Source organism: Solwaraspora sp. WMMD406, from assembly GCF_029626025.1.
GTDB lineage: Bacteria > Actinomycetota > Actinomycetes > Mycobacteriales > Micromonosporaceae > Micromonospora_E.
This window is the reverse complement of sequence record NZ_JARUBF010000001.1, coordinates 72,457-94,406: the sequence shown is the minus strand read 5'-3', so window position 1 is coordinate 94,406 and position 21,950 is coordinate 72,457. Positions and strand designations below refer to the sequence as shown.

13 protein-coding genes are annotated in these 21,950 nt (G+C 67.5%); 10 read left to right on the top strand and 3 right to left on the bottom strand.

The window, feature by feature from the left end; genetic code table 11:
- Window positions 1-116 precede the first annotated feature (116 nt).
- Window positions 117-1,175: a LacI family DNA-binding transcriptional regulator gene (locus O7632_RS00385; protein WP_278110381.1), complete on the bottom strand. Its 1,059-nt coding sequence runs from the start codon at window positions 1,173-1,175 to the stop codon at window positions 117-119.
- A 260-nt stretch (window positions 1,176-1,435) separates the two neighbouring features.
- Between O7632_RS00385 and O7632_RS00380 the strand changes: the two genes are divergently transcribed.
- From O7632_RS00380 to O7632_RS00350, 7 genes are all read left to right on the top strand, one after another.
- Window positions 1,436-2,758, top strand: a complete 1,323-nt coding sequence (locus O7632_RS00380; RefSeq protein WP_278110379.1) for an extracellular solute-binding protein — start codon at window positions 1,436-1,438, stop codon at window positions 2,756-2,758.
- Window positions 2,755-3,714 carry a sugar ABC transporter permease gene (locus tag O7632_RS00375; protein ID WP_278110377.1) on the top strand — a complete coding sequence of 320 codons (960 nt, stop codon included), beginning with the start codon at window positions 2,755-2,757 and terminating at the stop codon, window positions 3,712-3,714. Before O7632_RS00380 ends, O7632_RS00375 begins: the two co-directional genes overlap by 4 nt.
- Window positions 3,711-4,592, top strand: coding sequence for a carbohydrate ABC transporter permease (locus O7632_RS00370; RefSeq protein ID WP_278110375.1), 882 nt, complete (start codon window positions 3,711-3,713; stop codon window positions 4,590-4,592). Before O7632_RS00375 ends, O7632_RS00370 begins: the two co-directional genes overlap by 4 nt.
- Window positions 4,593-4,651: 59 nt before the next feature.
- Window positions 4,652-6,190: an alpha-N-arabinofuranosidase gene (locus tag O7632_RS00365; RefSeq protein WP_278110374.1), complete on the top strand. Its 1,539-nt coding sequence runs from the start codon at window positions 4,652-4,654 to the stop codon at window positions 6,188-6,190.
- 404 nt (window positions 6,191-6,594) lie between these two features.
- Window positions 6,595-8,112, top strand: coding sequence for a family 43 glycosylhydrolase (locus tag O7632_RS00360; protein WP_278119743.1), 1,518 nt, complete (start codon window positions 6,595-6,597; stop codon window positions 8,110-8,112).
- Window positions 8,113-8,194: 82 nt separating this feature from the next.
- On the top strand, window positions 8,195-9,592 hold the full coding sequence (locus O7632_RS00355; RefSeq protein ID WP_278110372.1) for a glycoside hydrolase family 43 protein: 1,398 nt from the start codon (window positions 8,195-8,197) through the stop codon (window positions 9,590-9,592).
- 241 nt (window positions 9,593-9,833) lie between these two features.
- On the top strand, window positions 9,834-11,342 hold the full coding sequence (locus O7632_RS00350; RefSeq protein ID WP_278110370.1) for a family 43 glycosylhydrolase: 1,509 nt from the start codon (window positions 9,834-9,836) through the stop codon (window positions 11,340-11,342).
- Between the two features lie 1,292 nt (window positions 11,343-12,634).
- On the opposite strand, the gene O7632_RS00345 is transcribed toward O7632_RS00350, so the two are convergent.
- Together O7632_RS00345 and O7632_RS00340 are read right to left on the bottom strand one after the other, a co-directional pair.
- Window positions 12,635-13,792 carry an ISAs1 family transposase gene (locus tag O7632_RS00345; protein ID WP_278110368.1) on the bottom strand — a complete coding sequence of 386 codons (1,158 nt, stop codon included), beginning with the start codon at window positions 13,790-13,792 and terminating at the stop codon, window positions 12,635-12,637.
- Between the two features lie 143 nt (window positions 13,793-13,935).
- Complete coding sequence (locus O7632_RS00340; protein ID WP_278110366.1) at window positions 13,936-14,466, bottom strand: pyridoxamine 5'-phosphate oxidase family protein; 531 nt, start codon at window positions 14,464-14,466, stop codon at window positions 13,936-13,938.
- A gap of 441 nt (window positions 14,467-14,907) precedes the next feature.
- On the opposite strand from O7632_RS00340, the gene O7632_RS00335 reads away from it, so the two are divergent.
- From O7632_RS00335 to O7632_RS00325, 3 genes are all read left to right on the top strand, one after another.
- On the top strand, window positions 14,908-15,279 hold the full coding sequence (locus O7632_RS00335) for a hypothetical protein (protein WP_278110365.1): 372 nt from the start codon (window positions 14,908-14,910) through the stop codon (window positions 15,277-15,279).
- Window positions 15,276-16,235, top strand: a complete 960-nt coding sequence (locus O7632_RS00330) for a hypothetical protein (RefSeq protein ID WP_278110363.1) — start codon at window positions 15,276-15,278, stop codon at window positions 16,233-16,235. The genes O7632_RS00335 and O7632_RS00330 overlap by 4 nt, the downstream gene beginning before the upstream one ends.
- A 408-nt stretch (window positions 16,236-16,643) precedes the next feature.
- Entirely contained in the window at window positions 16,644-21,950 is a 5,307-nt protein-coding gene (locus O7632_RS00325) for a CHAT domain-containing protein (protein ID WP_278110362.1), read from the top strand.

Sequence of the window (21,950 nt, the reverse complement as noted above, 5' to 3'; positions counted from 1 at the left end):
TCTGCTCAGCGGGCTGGGATTGTTGGTCCGCGGTGACAGGGCGTTGCTGATCGAGGTCCTCGTGCTGAGGCATGAGGTTGCGGTGCTCCGTCGGCAGGTTTTGGCACCGCACCGGGCTACCGAGAGGTCTCGGTCGGCCTCTCGCCGGATGGCCCTGCCGGTCCGACTGTGCTCGCGCGTACGACGAGCCGGTGTGGTGCGCGCAGCTCCATGCCGGGCAGCGGTGTGCGGCTGGCGATCCGCAACAGCAGCCGCTCGACGGCGGTCGTCGCGATCCACTCCTTGTCGGGAGAGATCGTGCTCACCGGAGGGTTCGAGTAGGCGCCGTCCTCAATGCCGTCGTAGCCGATCACCGCGATGTCCTCGGGTACCCGCACTCCGCGTGTGGCGAGCACGTGCATGGCACCCAGCGCGACGAGATCGCTGTAGCAGAACACGGCGTCGGGCGGCTGCGGCAGGTCGAGCAGGTGCCGCATCGCGCCGGCGCCGTCGGCCCGGTTGAACCGGGGAGTCGCGATGATGAGCTCCTCGCGTACGGTCACGCCGCGTCGCTCGTGCGCTCGGCGAAACCCGCGGGTCCGCAACTGCGCGGCCTCACCTGTGGGGTAGGGCTGGTCCCCGATCGCGGCGAGGTGCCTGCGGCCGAGGTCGAGCAGGTGTTCGGTGGCCTGTCGAGACGCCTCGACGTCGTCGATGCCGACGTGGTCGAACGTTCCCTGACTCACCCGTTCGCCGAGGATCACAAGTGGGAGACTGGGATCGTGGTCGGCCAGAGCCTGCTGATCGAGGCCGAGCGGGCTGAGGATGACGCCGTCGAAAAGCAGCCGGCTACGACCGTGGCCGATGAGCATCCGTTCGTGATCGGGGTCGCCGTCGGTCTGATCGATGAGTACGTTGTATGCCTGCGCGCGGGCGGCCCGGATGACACCCTGTAACAGCTCCGAAAAGTACGGTGTGTCAAGGTACGGCACGACGAGGGCGATCTGTCCTGATCGGCCTTGGGCGAGGTTGCGGGCCAGGACGTTGGGGCGGTAATTGAGCTGCTCGACGGCTTGCATCACGCGCGCTCGAGTGTGCTCGGTGACGTTGGCGTAGCCGTTGACGACGTTGGAAACCGTCCGGCTCGAGACGCCGGCGAGTTCAGCGACCTCACGTAGGGTGACGTCCCGCCGCATGTCGGCCTCCCTTTCGATCCCGAAGGCCGCCGCAGGTTTCCAACAGGTTACCCCTTGCCGTCCATCGATGGCGGGTGCATGCTGTCTTGCAGCGCTGCAAAGACGATGATGAATGTGCTGCCGGTGCGGGTCGCGACGTGTGCCACCCGGGACACATCGTGCTCTGAGGGGCCGGTCGCGGTGTGCCAGCACCGTGACCGGCCCGGTGGCACACACATGCATCGGCTGCGAAAGCAGTCGATCTCCGACGGAGGAGTTCAGTGAGTGCCAGTGGTTTCAGTCTAGGACGCCGGCATTTGGTCGCGACGGTGGTGGTCGTCGCCCTGTTGCTGGCGGGGTGCGGTTCGGATGACGGCGAGGAACGGGACGGGCCGGTCACGATCACGGTGTGGGCGTGGTATCCGGCGTTCCAGGGTGTCGTGGACCTGTTCAACAGTACGCACACGGATATCAAAATCGAGTGGACGAACGCGGGGACCGGCCAGGACCAGTACACGAAACTGCAGACCGCGCTGAAGGCCGGCACAGGCGCGCCCGACGTGGTGATGCTCGAGTTCCAGGAGCTACCGACCTTCCAGCTCACCGGGCACCTGGTCGACATGAGCGCGTACGGGGCCAACGATCTCAAGGACAACTACGTCGACTGGGCATGGAAGCAGGTCAGCAACGGTGGGGCCGTGTACGCGATTCCCGTCGACGCCGGGCCCATGGCGATGCTGTACCGGCAGGATATCTTCGAACAGTATGGACTGACCATGCCGACGACCTGGGCCGAATTCAGGGAGCAGGCGGAGAGGCTGAAGGTTGCCGCCCCCGACAAGTACATGACGGACTTCGGGGCGAACGACGGTGGTTTCATGACCGGACTGATGTGGCAGGCCGGCGCTCGGCCGTTCGGATACGACGTGGCTGACCCACACCTTATCGATGTTAACGTTAACAGTCGCCCTGCGAAGAAAGTCATGTCGTTTTGGGAAGACATGGTCGACGCCGGCCTGGCCGACACCACCGCGTACGGAACGACGGACTTCTACAACGGATTGGGCAGCGGGAAGTACGCGACCTACCTGGCGGCTGGATGGGGTCCCGGCTACCTGGCGAGTGTGGCGAAGACGACGTCCGGCGCGTGGCGTGCGGCACCGTTGCCCCAGTGGAGCGCCGGCGAGGACGCCCAGGGTGACTGGGGCGGCTCGTCGTTCGCCGTGACCGACCAGACGGAGCACCCTGAGCAGGCCACCCGGGTCGCCATGGAGATCTTCGGAGTCGACAAGGACGCCTGGAAGATCGGGATCGACGAGGCGTTTCTCTTCCCGACCGCCACACCGATCCTGGAGTGGGACTACTTCCTCACCAAGGAGTACGAGTTCTTCGGCGGGCAGAAGGTCAACGAGGTCTTCGTTCCGGCATACAACGGGATCGAGGAGTTTCAGTGGAGCCCGTTCAACAGCTACAGCTTCAGTCAGTTGACCACTGCGGTAGGACAGGCGGTGGAAGAGAGCACCTCCTGGCCGGGTGCACTTGACACGGTTCAACAGAACCTTGTCACGTACGCGTCGAATCAAGGATTCCAGGTCTCCCAATGAGCCAGATCCGACCCGTCTCCGTAGCCACCGACCCGGTGGCCACGGGGGCCGCCGGGCCTACCGCGCCCGGTGGCGTCCGCCGCTGGACGGCCGCCCGTCGCCGGTTCGACCGGCAGGCGGCTGTTGGATGGTTGTTCGTCGCACCGTTCGCGGCGCTGCTCGTCGTGTTCCTGCTGCTACCTATGGCGTACGCGTTCAAGCTGAGTCTGTACCGTTCGACGTTGGTGCAGGGCGAGGTGTTCGCCGCGTTCGACAACTACCGCCAGGCCTTCGCTGATCCGGAGTTCCGCTCGGGGGTCGCGCGGGTGCTCGTCTTCGGGCTCGTGCAGACGCCGGTGATGATCGGTCTCGCCCTGGTCTTGGCCCTGCTGGTCGACGGCGTCAGCTCACGCTTCGCCCGGATGCTGCGGCTGGCGGCGTTCGTCCCGTACGCCGTACCGGTGGTCATCGGCACGCTGATGTGGGGGTTTCTCTACAGCCAGAACACCGGGCCGTTTCGATTCGCCGGAGTCGATTTTCTCGCGGGCGACACCGTCCTGGCTTCCCTGGGGAACCTCGTCGTCTGGCAGTGGGCGGGCTACAACATGATCGTGCTGTACGCCGCGCTCCAGGGCGTGCCCCGGGAGATCTACGAGTCGGCGAGGATCGACGGGGCGGGAGCGGTGCAGATCGCGCTGCGGATCAAGACACCGATGATCTCCGCGGCCCTGGTGCTGTGCACCGTCTTCACGATCGTCGGGACCCTCCAGTTCTTCACAGAGCCGCTCATCCTGCAGCCACTCAACCCCGGCGCGATCACCAACAGCTACACGCCCAACGTCTACGCCTACAACCAGGCGTTCTCGTACCAGCAGTACAACTACTCGGCGGCGATCTCCTTCCTGCTCGGCGCGGTGGTCTTCATCGGCTCCTACATCTTCCTGTTCGCCACGCGTAAGAGGAGTTCGCTGCGATGAGCCCGCCACCCGCGACGGCCGCCGCGCCGGTGGCGCGGATCAGTCGAGGTACGGTCGGCACCCACCTGGTGATGGCGCTGTTCGTGGCGTACTTCCTGTTGCCGTTCTGGTGGTTGCTCGTCGCGGCGACCAAGGACAACGACGGACTGTTCGGCTCTGAGCCGCTCTGGTTCGCCGATCTGCACCTGGTCGACAATCTCCGGCTGCTGTTCACCCAGGACGACGGACTCTACCTACGGTGGATGGGCAACTCGGCGCTGTACGCAGTGACCAGCGGCGTCGGGGCCACCGCCATCGCCGCCCTGGCCGGCTACGCCTTCGCCAAGCTGCGCTTTCCGGGCCGCAAGGCGTTGTTCGCGCTGCTACTCGGCCTCATCATGGTGCCGGCCACGGCCCTGGTCCTGCCCACGTACCTGCTGATGGCCGAGGCCGGGTTGGTCGACTCGATGTGGGCGGTGATCCTGCCGTCGTTGCTCAACCCGTTCGGGGTCTACCTGTTGCGCGTCTACGCCCACGACTCGGTGCCCGACGAGATGCTCGAGGCCGCCCGCATCGACGGCGCGGGGGAGTTCCGGGTGTTCCGCAGCGTGGCGCTGCCCGCCATGCGACCGGCGCTGGTCACCGTCCTGCTGTTCACCATGGTGGCGAGCTGGAACAACTTCTTCCTGCCGCTGGTGATGCTCAGCGACCAGAACCTCTACCCGCTCACCGTCGGCCTGCGGTCCTGGTACCTGTCGGCGACCATCGGCAACGGTGGACCAGCTCTGTTCAACGTCATCGTCATCGGCTCGCTGGTCGCGATCGTTCCGCTCATCGCCGCGTTCCTGCTGCTGCAGCGCTACTGGCGCGGCGGCCTGACCATCGGCGCCCTCAGATGACGCACCCGCCGACCGTGGGCGCCGGTGACGCCGCGACCACCGTTCCGACAAGGACATCCATGCATGTTGCTCACCTCACCCTGGATCCGGCCGCCACCGTGGCCCCGGTCAACCGCCGCACCTTCGGAACCTTCGTCGAGCACATGGGACGGTGCGTCTACACCGGCATCTACGAGCCAGGCCACCCGTCCGCCGACGCGCACGGGTTTCGGACCGACGTCCTGGCCCTGACCCGCGAACTCGGCGTCACGATGGTCCGCTACCCAGGTGGCAACTTCGTTTCGGGGTACCGGTGGGAGGACGGGGTTGGGCCGATGGACCGGCGTCCGCGCCGCCGTGACCTCGCCTGGCGCAGCATCGAGACGAACGAGATCGGCATCGACGAGTTCGTCCGGTGGGCCGACAAGGCGGACGTCGAGATCATGTACGCGGTCAATCTGGGCACCAGGGGGGTGCAGGAGGCTCTCGACGTCCACGAGTACGTCAACCATGCCGGCGGCACCCATCTGGCGGACCTGCGACGGACCAACGGCGCGGAGAAGCCGTACGGCATCCGGATGTGGTGCCTGGGCAACGAACTCGACGGTCCGTGGCAGCTTGGTCACAAGAGTGCCGATGCGTACGGGCAGCTCGCTTCCGCCACCGCCCGGGCGCTGCGCGCGGCGGAGCCGGACCTGGAACTGATCGTCTGCGGCAGCTCCAGTTCCACGATGCCGACGTTTGGCGCGTGGGAAGCCACCGTCCTGGGACACACCTATGACCTGGTGGACTACGTCTCCTGCCACGCCTACTACGAGGAACACGACGGTGATGTCGGGTCCTTCCTGGCCTGCGCCACCGACATGGACCACTTCGTCGACAGCGTCGTCGCCACCGCCGACAGCATCGGTGCCCGACTGCGCAGCAAGAAGAAGATCCAACTGTCGTTCGACGAGTGGAACGTCTGGTATCTCTCCCGCTTTCAGAACCAGCCGCCGGTCGACGACTGGCGGGTCGCCCCACGGGTCATCGAGGACGAGTACAACGTCGCCGACGCCGTGGTGGTCGGCAATCTGCTCATCTCCCTGTTGCGTCACAGCGACCGGGTGACCGCCGCGTGTCAGGCCCAGCTGGTCAACGTGATCGCCCCGATCCGCACCGAACCCGGTGGGCCGGCCTGGCGGCAGACCATCTTCCACCCGTTCGCCCGAACGGCCGCACTGGCCCGCGGCGACGTTCTGCGTACCGTGGTGGACGGCCCCACGTACCAGACGGACCGTTACGGTGCTGCTCCGGTGGTCGACGCGGTCGCCACCCACGACGCGGCGACGGACGACGTGGCGGTGTTCGTCGTCAATCGTGACCAGACCCGGCCGGTGGAACTCACGATCGACCTGAGTCGGTTCGGCGCGGGAGCCTGGAGTGTAGAAGCGTTGACTCTGCACGACGACGACATTCGGGCCACCAACACCGCACAACGTCCCGACCGCGTGGGGCTGCGCAGTAACCGGCAGGTCTCGACACACACGGGCGGTGTACGGATCGTGCTGCCGCCGGTGTCCTGGACGGCCCTGCGCTGCGCGCCGATCCGATCCACGGACGGGCCGAGCGACAATTGAGACCAACCGTCGGTGATCGGGCCGACGGCAGCGGGCACGCCTGGCACCCTTTGTGCCGGACGGCGCCCGCCATTGCGCCAGCCCTCTACGGACCGTTGCCAGACGCCTTCTGTGTGACAACGCTCGATGGGCTCACGGACAGTGACGCTACCTGAAATATCGACCCGAATGGCAGGCGATGATGCTTGACAAGTCTCGATGTTAGCGTGAACAATCGCTGTAACGCGGGCGTAATACTCCTGTCGGACGCCAGGCAGGTATGCACGGTCCGCAGACGGTCGATTCGGTGGAACAGAAAGTCCCTTGTGGCGCTGGGGCTTCCATTCGAAAGGGCATCGACCGCAGTGCATCATGCGTCGATGTCGAGGTTCGTGTCGAACTCATTGAAGGAGGTTTCGATGACCATGTTGGATCAGGTGCCGCGGGTGGGTTCGCGGTGGCGCGGTGTGCGGGTGGGGGTCGTCGCGGGTGCGACGGTGTTGGCGCTGGCGGGTACGGGGGTGGTGTTCGGGTTGCCGGTGGCGTCGGCGGCGACCGTGGACACGTCGGCGTCGTATGTGTTTGTGAACCGGAACAGTGGTAAGGCGATGGATCTTTATAACTGGTCGACGGCGGAGAACGCGCCGGTGAATCAGTGGGCGCGTAATGATCTTGCGGTGCAGCAGTGGCAGTTCGTGGATGCTGGTGGTGGGTTCTACAAGGTGCGGTCGCGGCACAGTGGGAAGGTGCTGGAGTTGCCGAGCGCGGCGGACGGGACCCAGTTGGTGCAGAGCACTGATCGGGGGTCGGCCACGCAGCAGTTCAGGTTGGTGGATTCGGCTGGTGGTTTCGTGCGGTTCGTGAACCGGCAGTCGGGCAAGGTCATTGATGTGTGGGAGTGGTCGACGGCGGATGGTGGCCGGTTGGCCGGGTATGCGGATCTGGACGGCGCCAACCAGCAGTGGCAGCTGATCCGGCTGGGGGGTGGGACCATCCGGACGTTCACCAATCCGATCAAGCGTAACGGCCCCGACCCATGGCTCCAGGTGCACAACGGCGTGTACTACCTGGCGACGACGACGTGGAACTCGACGATCACCATGCGCCGGTCCACCACCCTCGCCGGGCTGGCAACCGCCCCGGAACAGGTGATCTTCAACCTGGCTGGCCGTCCCAATGGCTGCTGCAACATGTGGGCACCGGAGTTCCACCTGATCAACGGGCCGAACGGACCACGGTGGTACTTCTACTACACCGCAGGCCAGAACGTGGCCGACTTCAACCCGACGCAACGGCTGCATGTTCTCGAGAGCGTCGGTACCGACCCGATGGGTCCCTACACGTTCAAGGCCGACCTGGGTAGCGACTGGCAGCTCGACGCGAGCATCCTGACGGTCAACAACCGGCTCTACCTGATAGGGACGTACAACCCCGGTGGCAGCTATGGGCAGAGCTTGTTCATCACGCCGATGAGCAATCCGTGGACACTCAGCGGCGCGCGGGTGCGACTGAGCTCCCCGACCCTGTCCTGGGAGCGCCAGACCCATCCGGTCAATGAAGGGCCGGAGCCGCTGTACCACAACGGGCGCACCATGATCGTCTACTCGGCGAGTGCCTGCTGGGGACCGGACTACAAGCTCGGCCTGCTCACCTTCACCGGCAGTAACCCACTCAACCCAGGGCACTGGACCAAGGCGCCGAACCCGGTGTTCCAGCGCAACGACGCCAACGGCGTCTACGCACCGGGGCACAACGGGTTCTTCAAGTCACCCGACGGCACCGAGGACTGGATCGTCTACCACGCCAACGACTCCGCCGGCGGCGGCTGCGACATGAACCGGTCCACCAGGGCCCAGAAGTTCACCTGGAACGCGGACGGTACCCCCAACTTCGGCGCACCTGTCCGGCTCGGGGTCACCCTGACCGCTCCCTCGGGTGAATGACCGGCCCGTCGGTTCCGGGCCACACGTCCTTTCAGATCCCCGCACCAGGGCCCGCCCCGCCGGGCCGGAAATGAGTAACTACATGGTCTCTCGACGCACCCTGCTGGCCACCGGAGCGTCCGCCGCGGTGGTGGCCGGCATCGGCATCTCATTCCGCGGCGCTGCTCCGGCCTGGGCCGCTCCAGCCTACGGCGGTTACGTCATGGGCTACTTCACCGAGTCGCCCTCGTCGCTGGCCGACAACTACGCTCTGCACCTGGCTGTCAGCACCGACGGTCTGTACTGGACCCCGCTCAACCAGAACAACCCGGTCGTCAGGCCCAACGCCGGCACGGGCGGTCTGCGCGACCCGTTCATCATGCGCAAGCAGGACAATACTTTCGTGGTGCTCGCCACCGACCTCAACGGCAAGGACTTCACCCAGCAGAACCAGTACATCCACATCTGGGACTCTCCTGACCTGCGGAGCTTCACCGGCTACCGGCGGGTGCGGATGCACACGATGCCGACCCACACCTGGGCACCGGAGGCGTTCTGGGACGCCTCGCGGGGCCAGTACGGGATCCTGTACTCCGCCAGGAGTGGCAACCGCGACGCCTTCTACGTCAACTACACCACCGACTTCCGCACCGTGAGCGCTCACCAGCTGTACTTCGACCCGGGCTTCGACGTACTCGACGCCACCATGCATGTCGGCAACGGCACGAACTACCTGTACTACAAGAGCTTCGCCGACGGCCGGCTCTACGGCGCCCGGTCCAACAGCCTCGCCCCGCGCAGCTTCGATCGAGGAACGTACACCAGCGGTGTGGTCAACGGTGGGATCGAGGCACCCATCGTAGTCAAAGCCAATGACCGTAACGAATGGTTTCTCTGGGGTGACTCGTTCTCCCCGAACAACGGCGAACTGTACGTGTGGCGCAGCGACGACATCAACAGCAACAGCTGGACGCCACTCGGTAAGGAACGTTACACTCAGCCGCTCAACGCCAAGCATCCCACCATCGCGCCGATCACCGCCGCCGAGCAGGCGGCGCTGCTGTCGCGGTGGGGGGCACCCACCTGGAACCGGATCAAGTCGTACAACTTCCCCGACTACCTGATCCGGCACGCCAACCACGCGGTACGGATCGACCCGTATCCGTTCGACCCCTACGCCGACGCCCAGTGGCACCTGCGGCCCGGCCTGGCGAACTCCTCGGGAGTGTCGTTCGAGTCGGTCAACTACCCCGGTCAGTACCTGAGGCACAACAACTATGTCCTAGGGCTGGCCACCAACGACGGCTCCACCGTGTTCGCCGGCGACGCCACCTTCCATCGCACCGACGGACTAGCGGATGCCGGATGGAGTTCGTTCCGTTCGCACAACTTCCCCAACTACCACATCCGCCACGCCAACTACGTTCTACGCATCGACCCGCTCAGCAACTCGTCGAGCGCGGCAGATCGCGCGGACGCCACGTTCCAGATCTGTTACTGAACGGAACGCCCGAGGCCGGAGACGCGGGTGCGCGACGCCGGCCCCGGGGCACTGGCGGAGACCACGGCGGTGTCCGGCCCTCGGCACCGTCACCTGTGATCGCGCCTCGACCATCCGTTCTGGTCGATTTGATAGGCGTGATCCGGAAAACCACAGCTTCGCTCCTGGCGCGGTGCTCGGTCACCTGCATATCACAGGGTCACCTTCTGTAACGCCGCGCTGATTGATGAAGGAGGTTTCGATGACCATGTTGGATCAGGTGCCGCGGGTGGGTTCGCGGTGGCGCGGTGTGCGGGTGGGGGTCGTCGCGGGTGCGACGGTGTTGGCGCTGGCGGGTACGGGGGTGGTGTTCGGGTTGCCGGTGGCGTCGGCGGCGACCGTGGACACGTCGGCGTCGTATGTGTTTGTGAACCGGAACAGTGGTAAGGCGATGGATCTTTATAACTGGTCGACGGCGGAGAACGCGCCGGTGAATCAGTGGGCGCGTAATGATCTTGCGGTGCAGCAGTGGCAGTTCGTGGATGCTGGTGGTGGGTTCTACAAGGTGCGGTCGCGGCACAGTGGGAAGGTGCTGGAGTTGCCGAGCGCGGCGGACGGGACCCAGTTGGTGCAGAGCACTGATCGGGGGTCGGCCACGCAGCAGTTCAGGTTGGTGGATTCGGCTGGTGGTTTCGTGCGGTTCGTGAACCGGCAGTCGGGCAAGGTCATTGATGTGTGGGAGTGGTCGACGGCGGATGGTGGCCGGTTGGCCGGGTATGCGGATCTGGACGGCGCCAACCAGCAGTGGCAGCTGATCCGGCTGGGCGGTACGACGCCCACCACACCCGGCGGCACCACCGTGCCAACTCCGCCGACCGGGACACCACCGCCGGCCTATCCTCAGCCGGGCAGGGTCTCCGGGGACGTCGGCGTCCACGACCCCACGGTGGTCAAACGACCCGACGGCACGTACCTCGTCGCACACACCGGGGACAACGTCGCGCTGAAGACCTCCACCGACCGGGTCACCTTCCGAAACGCCGGCACGGTCTTCCCCGCCGGCGCCCCGTGGACCACTACGTACACCGGCGGGGCACGGAATCTGTGGGCCCCCGACCTGTCCTACCGCAACGGCCGTTACCACCTGTACTACTCGGCGTCGACCTTCGGCTCCAACCGATCGGCGATCTTCCTGGCGACGAGCACCACCGGTGCGTCCGGGAGCTGGACCAACGAAGGCCTCGTCATCGAGTCGCGCACCTCGGACAACTTCAACGCGATCGATCCGAACCTCGTCGTCGACGACCAGAGCCGGTGGTGGTTGAGCTTCGGCTCGTTCTGGTCGGGCATCAAGATGATCCAGATCGACCCGGCCACCGGGCGGCGGCTCGGCACGGCGCTGCACAGTCTCGCCAACTACGGCCCCGGCATCGAGGCACCCGTGATGGTCAAGCGGGGTGCCTGGTACTACCTGTACGTCTCGTTCGACCGTTGCTGCCAGGGCGCCGACAGCACATACCGGGTCATGGTCGGCCGGTCGGCCAGCACAACGGGTCCGTTCGTCGACCGCGCCGGCCGGGACATGCTCTCCGGCGGTGGTACGCAGATTCTCGCCTCGCACGGCGGCATCAACGGCCCCGGTCACCAGGCGGTCCTCGCCGACAGCGACGGCGACTACCTCTTGTACCACTACTACGCCAACAACGGCTCGGCGCTGCTCGGCATCAACCGAATCGGTTACGACGCGGCCGCCTGGCCCTACCTGTACTGACTCAACTGGTCCCGGTGGGCACCTCCGCGTGCCCACCGGGTGTCCAGGCACCCTGTACCCTGCCAAAGGCGGTGCGACCCACGCCAACGAGCAGCCGGTCGCCGACCTCATCCACGAATCCACGGCGAACTGCTCGGACTCCGGCCGCCGCGTCGGCCTCGGCGCCATCCGTCGAATCCTGGCACACGGTCGTCTCGGCCACCGCACCCCGCGACACCGACACCTCCTGGCGAAGGTTCCTGCGTACCCAGGCCACGGCCTGCTGGCCGCCGACTTGATCCACGTCGACACTGCGTGGCTACGCCGTCTGTACGTGCTGGTCGTCATGGAGATCGTCTCCGGGTGCCGGAACATCGTCCGTCCGGGTCACGACCTTTGATTGCTGAGATCCGAACTAACTTGCAGCCTTGACCCCGCCCGGCTGTCAACGGTCAGGTGGTTCGGGTTCTGGCACAGTCTCGGTTGATCGCAGGCCGTCGATTAATCGGCGAGTAGGACGCGTCGGCGTTCGTCACTGCGCTGCCGGGACATCCGCTATCCGGCGGACTCGCATGCCGAGCGCCAGCCCACGCCGAGGCCCGGATACGCCGTCCCGGCATCCGGACCCCGACGGTTGACCACCCCGTCATGATCAAAACCCGCCGGACGTGACCACCTGCGTCCGGACCGGGCTGGGACGTGAGGGATGCTCGTCGCACGAGCACCCACCGAGCACCCAACCGACCACAAGGGACGAAATAAGCAAGGGGCCTGACTGCCGTTTCGGCAGGTCAGACCCCTGTTGATCTCGCGCGCCCGAAGGGACTCGAACCCCTAACCTTCTGATCCGTAGTCCAAAACAGACAGATGAGTTTATCCTACTTCGACTCTAGCCCTCGTACGGTCCGACGGCAACCAGCTCAGTCCGGCCCGATCCTGGTGTGTCCGCCCAGGTCCCGGCCATGCGGGGCCTCGTCATCGACATGTGTGAACAAGCTCGGTGGCTCGTGGAAGCCACGAACTCCGGCCGGGTCCTGATGCGTCCGTGCTGGTTTTCCGACGTTCGAGCACCCATGGAGCACCACGCTCGCCGCTGCCGGTGGCGGGTGCATGGTCCGAGCGCCGGGGTCGTACCCGCTGCTGCCTCGCCGAGGCGGCCCGTGTCCCTGACCTGCCTGACCAGCGTGAATGAAACTCTCGGCACCTGCAAGGTCGACCCAACTCCACACCGCCGAAACCGCACTCGAACCGGGCCTTGGACGCGCATCGGTTGGCCCGTGCTCTGGGTCAGGGCCAGGGCCTCGGCAAAGTCGTTAGGTGAGGCCGATGAGCTGGAGCGTTCTGGTGCTGTCGCGTGCGTTGGCGCGGTTGGCGGCGGCGATGTTGGTGGCGCCGGCGGTGCGTAGGAGTCCGATCGCGGTGTTCCGCAGGGCCGCCATCACCTGTGGTCCGGTGCCGGTACGGATCTGGGACCGGTCCTCGTCATAGGTGACGTCACGGACCCAGTGGACGCGGTTCTCGATGCTCCGCTGCCCACGGATGAGGGTGGCCAGGTCGGCGGGACGGGCCTGGTGCACGCGGAGGTCGGTGATGGCGTAGACGGTTTCGGTGGTGAAGCGTTTCGGCTGGTCGAGCCGGTGTCGGCGGCGTCGGACCTGGATGGCCTGCGCGGCGTGGGGGAAGTCGATGCCGGTCGAGAGGGTCAGGACCTTCAGTGCGCGGATCTCCCTGCGGCCGTGGCCCCGGCCGGTGTCGCGGTGCGCGTCGGGAACGGCCTTCCACGGCAGGCCGGCGAGTCGGGTGTGCAGGGCGGGCTGGTTGCCCTTGACGGTGAGGATCCAGTGCGCGCCGCGTTCGGCCAGGTAGGTGACGTGTTCACGTTGGCAGTGCAGGGCATCGGCGGTGATCACGACGTCGCGGAGGTCGCCGATCTGGTCGAGCAGTGGGGCGAAGCGGGTGATCTCGTTCGTCGTGGCGTCGACGTCGGTGCCGGCCAGGACGATCCCGGTGGCGTGGTCGCTGGCGGCGAGGACGTGCCGGGCGGTCGTGTGGGTGGTGCGGGACCCGCGCAGTGTCTTGCCGTCGACCGCGATCGCGCGTGGTGGTGTCCCTCTCGCGGCGAGCCACGCGCCCGTGAGCGCGGTGAGGCGGTCGGCGTCGAGGGCCTGCAGCAGTCGGCGGATCATCGCCTCCGACGGTCGGCGGCCGGCGTCGATGCCCAGTTCGGCGATGGTGGTCGCGGGTACGTCGGTGACCCATTCGCCGATCGCCGTGTAGGAGCGGCATCCGGCCAGTACCGCGCAGACCGCCGCGGCGACGACCACGCTGACCTGGTGGCGTACACCCCGGCGTGCTCGCGGGTCGGGCAGTGTCGCCAGCGCGTGGAGCAGTCCCGGTGGCGGGCACTGCCCGGCGAGGGAAGCCGGTGCGGACGACAGGGAACGGATCAGCGATGATGGCGACGCGGGCATGGCTCACTTCGGTGGGATCAACTGGTGTAGGAACCTTGATCATCTTCCGAAGCGGTCATGCCCGTCTCGCTGCTCCCAGAACCGGCGCGTCTACTCCAACCCGGTCAAAAGGACACCCCCACGACTTTGCCGAGGCCCTGGGGTCAGGGCTGGGAGGCCACGGTGAGCTTTGCGATGTCTGGCGCATAGACGGTCATCCAGTGCGGATGTAGCCGGTAGTAGACAACGTCGTTGTCCCAGTCGAAGGAGTCGTCGCCGTAGAAGTCCTTCAAGTACGCGAGCACGTCCGGCCAGTCCGTGGCCTGGTCGCCGTTCTGGGGGTTGAGGATCTCCACCTTGCCGTGCGTGAAGACGCCGAGGTCCTCACCGCGCATATGTGCCGCGCTGACGGCGGGTCGCGCCGCGAGATGGCGCGCCTTGGCGGCGTCGCGCGCCGTGCCGAAATACCACTTGCCTCGCAGGAAGTGCCCGTCCACACCGCTGATCCGCGGCTCACCCTTCGCCGTCACGCTCGCCAGAGCGAGGGTGCACATGCCGGTGAGGACCTGGGTGAGTTGCTCCGCGTTCAGTGTGCGCTCTGTGTTGATGATCGAGCGGAGGTGGGAGGTGGAGCCGGCGAGGGAGGCGTCAAGGAGGGCTTGGAGCTTTTCGAGATCTTCTGGGGTTTCGCGCATGGAGGTCCTTGTCTCTCCGTTCCTGTCTGTGCCGTGGTCCGCGCCTGTCACCGGCGCCGACGGATGAACCTATGCTCCACCCGAATCCTGACACCTTGTGTCATATTTCTTCAACTGGCTTGGGGACGCCGGCGGGCCGCACGGCAGCCGGCGCGACGTGAAGGACTCCCGGCTGACGAGATCAAAGACCCGGGGTCCTGCGGGACGTCACATACACGAAGAGAGCGGTGGATAGGCCCCAGCAGGGCGCAGCCGCGCCCGTAGCGGTGCCGAGCTTCTCGGGCTGCAGTCGTCTTCCGCTTGCCGAGTTTCCGCGCACGATGACGAGTGTTGGGAACTGCGGGGGAGAACCGTTGGATGCGCGAGGCCGTAGGCACACGGAGTCCGGCAGCGTCGTTAGGGGGACAACTGACGACCGTGCCGGTCCTCTATCGTCGTACCGTGTTCAACGCCTTCATGCAGAACGAACAGCTGCTGTCGATGCTGGAGATCGTGGCCGGGGATCATGTTGATTTGGAGCCGGTCAGGAAGGCGTTCGAGCAGACCAGAGGCGACTTCCGTGCGAAGTTCACCGCCGCGGTGCAGGCACGGCTGGCACAGTCGGCAGTTCCTGAGGTGTTCATCGACCTGCCGGAACACCCCGCGGAACTCCGAAAGTCCGACCTTGAGGCGTTAGTCCGACCGGCAGCGGACGGATTTCTGCGTTCCCACCCGTCGAAGCAGGAGCTGCTGACGCAGGTCGGCAGAATCCGGCGGCGCCAGGAGCGGCGACCAGCGTGGATTCCGCGTGTCGACCGCGACGGCAACCCATGACGGCAGCAGGGGTCAGCCTGCTGGAGGACGAGCGCGAGCCGGACCGGCCGCTGCTGATCACCGCCCTGCCCGAGCTCGGCGCGGTGACCATCATGCTCCCCGCCGCCGGACAGGAACGCCCGGAACTGGCCATGGCGTCCGGCGGCATCGGCGAATGGGAGTCCGCACTATTCACGTTCCTCGGCCTCGTGGACGGCGCGCCAGCCGCAACCATCACGATCGACGCGACGGCCAACGAGTCACTGGTCCCCGACGACGTGCGCTGGTGGTCGCCCGAAGCGGCTCAACCGGTGTCGGCCGCGCAGGACCGAGGCGTGGCCTCCGAACTGCTCGCCACGAGTCCGACCCTGGGTGGGCTGCCGGTGATCGACAACTCGGCGGAACGGTACGAGGTCGTCGTTGATGCCCTCGCTGCTGCGGGCGACTGGCGCCACAGCCCTCGCTGGGCGCTGGAAACCTGGGATCCCGGCGACAACGCAGCCACTCTTGCGCTCGCACACGCCGCGATCGCCGGCTGGGCAGACGAACGGCGCAGCGGCGTCGTGGTGTTCGTATACGGCGGGGCAATGCACCCGGACGAGGGCCTGGTCGGTGTGCCGAGCCCGCTGCACAGCTACGTCCTCGTCGTGACACGGTCCGCCGACGGCACCGACAACGTCGACACGGTCCACCGCGTCAACCTCACCTGCCCGGGCGAGAATTGGTGCCACCGGGGCGGCTGCCCCGACCACGACGTCCCGGAACTGGCCGCGCTACTCATGCCGGCCGTCACCGCGGGACACGTTGCAGAGGTAGTCGGGGACAGCACCGACGGTCGCTGGGGCGAGTCGTACCACCGGCTCTACGGCGATGGAGAAGGCCCCGACTGCGCCGACCGCGTACTCGAACACCTGACAACGACGCTCGCGCGTCATGGCTGGGCTGAGCTGACTGGCGCGTCGTCGACAGCAGTATGACGCCATTCATCGATCCCATCGCGACAAAATCGCACGTCAGCGCCCGTGGCCGAGTTTCGAACGGTACAGGTAACAAGCCTGCCCCCGGGTCACTACTGAGCCGAATGTGGGCGCCAGGGATGAAGTAGGAAATCATCGAGGACTGCATCCATGCCGTGCCGGCCGCGTTCACTACACGCCCCCGCACCAGGATCGGCCGATTGTCTGGCATCGACACAACACCCCGTGTGCGCTGCCGCTTGCTCGTCTGGGGTTGAACGAGTACCACAGGGCCGTTTAACGGATCCACAAACTCGCAGGCCAGCAACCGGAATCTGGTTTGGCACCCTACAGGAATCTAGAGTTCCGACAATGGGGAGCCGATACTAGGTAAGTTGCGGCGGAAGCGGTGGTGAACGGGAGGTCCGGGTGCGGGAACAGTTGGTCGAGGCGATCCTGGCGCGGTTCGACGAGGCGCGCCGGACGGGTGATTACGCCGCAGTCCTGACCGAGGACGCGCTGGATGAGGCGAATCTGCTCCAGCTGCGGGTGTCCGGACCTGCGTCGACGCCCGACCTGCCTGTCGACGTAGTCGCGCTGACGGTGATCGGGCGGCTCCACTTGCTCCGGTACCGCGCGCGGCAGGGAACCGAGGACCTGCAGGACGCCCTGCTGTTCTTGGGCGAGGTGTACCGGGTCGCACCCGACTCGTTGCCGGACCAGGTGCGCCAGTTGTTCGACCACACGCCGGAGATCACCGAGTCGGACGACTCTGTGTTCGGGTACAGCGACGACCCGGACGCCTACACCGAGCAGGGCGGTGCGCTGTACGAGTGGTACGAGGAGCACGGCGATGTGGAGGCGCTGGAGGCGGCCATCCGGGTCTACCGCGCGGCCGTCGGTGTCGCCGACCGGGCGAGGAACGCCCGGTGCCTGCGGAGTCTGCACACGGCCCTTGTCGAACTCGCCCGCACGACCGGCGACCTGGAGGCGGCGCGCGAGGCGGCCGACGTGGCGCGGACCCTCGCAGAGTCGGGCACCGACGTGGCATCTCCTACCGAGGGCGGGGCGACCCGCCTCGCGAACCTCAGCGGCACGCTCCGGGTCGAGTTCACGCGCACCGGGGACGAGGCGGTGATCAACGAATCGATCACGACCGCGCGAGCCGCCGTCCACGCCGCCGAGAACGACGAGGAGCGCGGGCTCGCGTTGACGAACCTGGCCGCGTCTCTGGAAGCCCGGTACGAGTACCTGAACGACGGCGAGGCGTTGCGCGAGTCGGTCGACGTCGGCCGGGCCGCGATCGCAGCCGACCCCGATCTGCTCCCGACTGTCGCCAACCAGGCCGTCTTCCTTAGGGAACTGTTCCTGCGCACCAAGGAAGCCGCGCTGCTGGATGAGTCGCTGGCCGCGCACGCGCGGGTCCTGCGCGCGACGCCGGACACCCACGCTTCCCTGGACTCCCGGCTCATGAACGCCGCGAACACCCTGCGCGTGCTCTACCGGTGGACCGAAGACCCCTCCCTTGTGCAGGACGCCGTCGAGGTAATGGCGGACGAGGCCGTCACGGAGGCCGGGCTCGGCGAGGTCGCGGTGCTCGCCGACGCACTCGTGGACCTGGCCGACCGGACCGGGGACGAGGACATCCTGCGCGAGGGGATCGCGACCTGCCGGATGGTCCTGGCCGAATTGGCCGACGACGAGCCATTGCGCGGCGACCTGCTGTACTCGCTGTCTGTTGCGCTGCACCAGCTGACGGGGCATAACAAGGACCCGCACGTGCTGCGTGAGGTCCTCGACACTGCTCGGGAGGCGGTCGGGGTCGACGCCGAGGACGACGTCGACCTGGCCCGGCGTATGACGCACCTGGGGTTCGTGCTGCGCCGGGCGTTCGAGGTGACCCGCGAGCGTGCCCTGCTGGCCGAAGCCCGAACCGCCTTGATCCGGGCGATGGCGCTGACCACACCGGACATCGTCGAGCAGGTCCTCGGTGACCGCGAGGAAGCGGTCGCCGCGGTGGTCGAGGACGACCGCGTGATGGAGCTGTGGATCCTGGAGCGGACCGTGAGCTGGGCCGCGCCAAGGGTGCGCGGCATACACCGCGCCGAACTCGTGCGACTCGCGGGCGGCATCGGTGAGGGCGCGCACGCTGTGGCGCTCGAACTCGCGCGGGAGTTCGTGACGGCCCGCGACGGTCTGATGGGGTCCGGGTTCTCCGCGACCGAGCGATCAAACCTGATCACCGCCCTGCGCGAGCGTCTGACCGCGTTCGGTGGTACCCGCGATGCCGACGAGGTGCTCGTCCCCGAAGCGCTCGACGAGCTGGTCGACCTGCTGTGCGCGGTGCCGGACCCGCTCGACGACGTGGAGGTCACGCAGACGGCCGGGTTGCTGCTGTTGTCGAGGATCGAGGCGCGTGGCACGCCCGAGGGCGCCACGGAGCTGATGATGGTCGCGCTCGACCTGCTCGCGCCGCTGTACCGGATGGGCGGTCGGGCGCACGTCCCGACGTTGATCGCCGAGCAGTTCGACAAGTACCCGCCCGCCGCACCGGACAGCGCCGCTACGCTCGGCAAGCTCGGCCGCGTCCAGTACCGCGACGCCGACACCGATCCGGACGCCCTGGACCGGGCTGTCCGCCTGTTCCGCCGGGCGATCGACCACGCCGAGGACGGGCACGCCGAACTCCCGCACCTGCGCACGAACCTCGGTACCGCACTGATGACGAAGTTCGACCGCGACGGCGACCAGGACGACCTGGACGAGGCGGTAGAGGAGTGCCAGGCCGCCGTCGAGGACGCCCCGCCGGACGCTCCGATCCAGGCGATGTGCCTGTCCAACCTGGGAATCACCCTGCTGACCCGGGCTGAGCGGCTGGGCAGTCGGCAGGACCTGGAGAACGCCGTCGCGGCCTGCCAGGCGGCGGTCGACGAGTGGCCAGACCATCCCGACATCGAGGCGTTGAAAACCAACCTCGACACCACGCGACGCACCCTGGCGAACTTCCTCGATCACGAGGCCGGGTTGAGCGCCCGGATCGACGCGGCGTCCGATCCGGGTGAACTGTCCGACTTGCTGTGGAACCGGTTCATCCGCACCGGTGACCTGGCGGACCTCGACCGGGCCGTGCGAGCGCGGCAGGACGCGCTCGACGCGGGCGAGTCACCGGCCGAGCACCTGAAGGACCTGTGCAACCTCCTCCGGATCCGGTTCGTCCATCTTGGACGGTCTGAGGACCTGACCGAGTCCATCGCAGCGGGGCGGGCCGCGATCGAGGCGACGCCATCCGGCGACCCGGAACTCGCCGGGCGCAGGTCCACGCTGGCGAGCGCCCTATCCCAGCGGTACCAGAACGGTGGCGCGCCCGAGGACTTGGACGAGTCCATCCGGTACACCCGCGACGCGATGGCGTCGAACACCGAGCCCTCGCCCACCGACCTGTCGAACCTCTGCATGTCCCTCCGCCTGCTGTTCGAGCGTACCGACCGCATCGAGCACGTCGACGAGGCGGTCGAGGCCGGGCGGGCCGCCGTTGGGGCCGCGCTCAAGGGCACCCCGTTTCTTGGCCCCTACCTGGGCAACCTCGGCGGCGCGCTGTTGGCCCGGTTCCGCCGCACGAGCGGTCAGGCCGACCTGGACGAGGCGATCGACGCGCTGCGCCGGTCCGTGTCGGCCATGTCCGCCGTGAGTTACGAACGCGGGATGGCGCTGGCCAACCTCTCGTCCGCGCTCTACACCCGGTTCGACTGCCGGCAGGACCGCGCCGACCTGGACGAGGCGATCGACACCGGCCGGCAGGCCGTCAAGGCGACCTCGCCGGAACACACCAGTCGCGCGCTGCGCCTGTCGAACCTCGGGACGTTCCTCCGAATCCGGTTCAGCGTCGGCGATGCCCCCGCCGATCTCGACGAAGCGCTGGAGGTGTGCCGGGCTGCCGTGGAGGCGCTGGCTCCCGGCGATCCGCGACGCGCGCCCGCGTTGCTGAACCTCACGCAGGCGTTGCTGCACCTGCACGACCGGACCGGACGACGGGAAACCCTCGACGACGCGGTCGACGGCGCCCGCAAGTCCTTGGCAGAACTCCCCGTCGACCACTCCGACCGGCCGCTCCACCTGCTCTCCCTCGGCCGGGTGTTGCGCCGACGCAACGCCGTGACCGGTACGGATCTGGAGGCCGGGCTCGCGGCGGCCCGGGAGGCGGCGTCGACCGATGTGGGTGCACCGCGCGTCCGCGCCGCGGCGGCCGCGGAGTGGGCCGGGTTGGCGGCGTCCGACGGGCGGTGGGCGGAGGCCGCCGAGGCGTACGGGACGGCGGTCGACCTGGTGGGGCGGACCGTGTCCCGATCCCTTACCTGGCGCGACCGCGAGGCGTTGATCGACGGTATGGCGGGGCTCGGCGCGGACGCCGCCGCGTGCTGTGTGCGCGCGGGGTTGCCGACGCGGGCGGTTGAGCTGTTCGAGCAAGGGCGCGGGCTACTACTCGGGCACGCGCTGGACAGCCGGACGGACCTCACCGCGCTCGCCGAGCGCCAACCCGCGTTCGCGACGATGTTCACCGAGCTGTGCGCGGTGTTCGAGGACCCCGACACCGACGTCGCGACGCGGCGCGGGCTGGCCACGCGGTACGACCGGCTGCTCGCGAATATCCGGACGCTGCCCGGTTTCGACACGTTTCTGCGCCCGTCGACCGTGTGCGACCTCGCGCCTGCCGAGGGGCACGCCGTGGTCGTCGTGGTGTCCGACTTCGGGTCGTACGCGCTGATCCTGTCCGCTGCAGCCGAGGTGACGCCCGTTCCGCTGCCCGCGCTCACGCCCCGGGTCGTCATGGAGGAGGTGCTGGGCTTTCTCCAGGCGGTCGAGGACACCCGGTCCGGGACGGCCCGGAGCAGGGCCGCCGGGCGCGACCGGGTGATACGCACGCTGGAGTGGATCTGGGACGCGGTAGCCGGCCCGGTGCTCGACCACCTGGGTGCCGCCGAACGGTTGTGGTGGTGCCCGTCCGGCCTGCTCTCGCTGCTGCCGCTGCACGCAGCGGGTTACCACGGCACGGGGTCGCTCACAGTGGTGGACCGGGTGGTGTGCTCGACCACGCCGACCCTCCGGGCGCTGGTGCACTCGAGGCGTGGTGCCGACCCCGCCAGGCCACGCGCCGACCGCGCACTAGTCGTGGCGATGCCGCGCACGCCAGGCCACGACGTCCCGCTGCCCGGCGCAGAGCGGGAGGCGGCGGTGGTGCGCACCCACCTGCCCGGCGCGGTTGACGTGGTCAGCGGGACCGCGGCGACCCGCGACACTGTCCTCGCGGCCCTGCCAAAGGCGCGGATTGCGCACTTCGCCTGCCACGGCAACAGCGATCTGACCAACCCCTCGGAGAGCCAGCTTCTGCTGGCCGACCACCACAACCACCCACTCACCGCGCTGGACCTTGCACACCTGCGCCTGGACGCCGATCTGGCGTTCCTGTCCGCGTGCTCGACAGCCCGCCCCGGCGGGCGGCTGGCGGACGAGGTGATCCACCTGGCATCGGCGTTCCAGTTGGCGGGGTACCGGCACGTGATCGGCACCCTGTGGCCGATCGGCGACCAGCCCGCCGTGGACTTCGCGGAACTGGTCTACCCGGCGATCGCGGCGGGCAGAGACATCGCGACAGCCGTGCACACCGCTATCCGCACCCTACGCGACCGCCACCCCGATGACCCGCTGGTGTGGGCGTCCCACGTCCACGTCGGCGCGTGA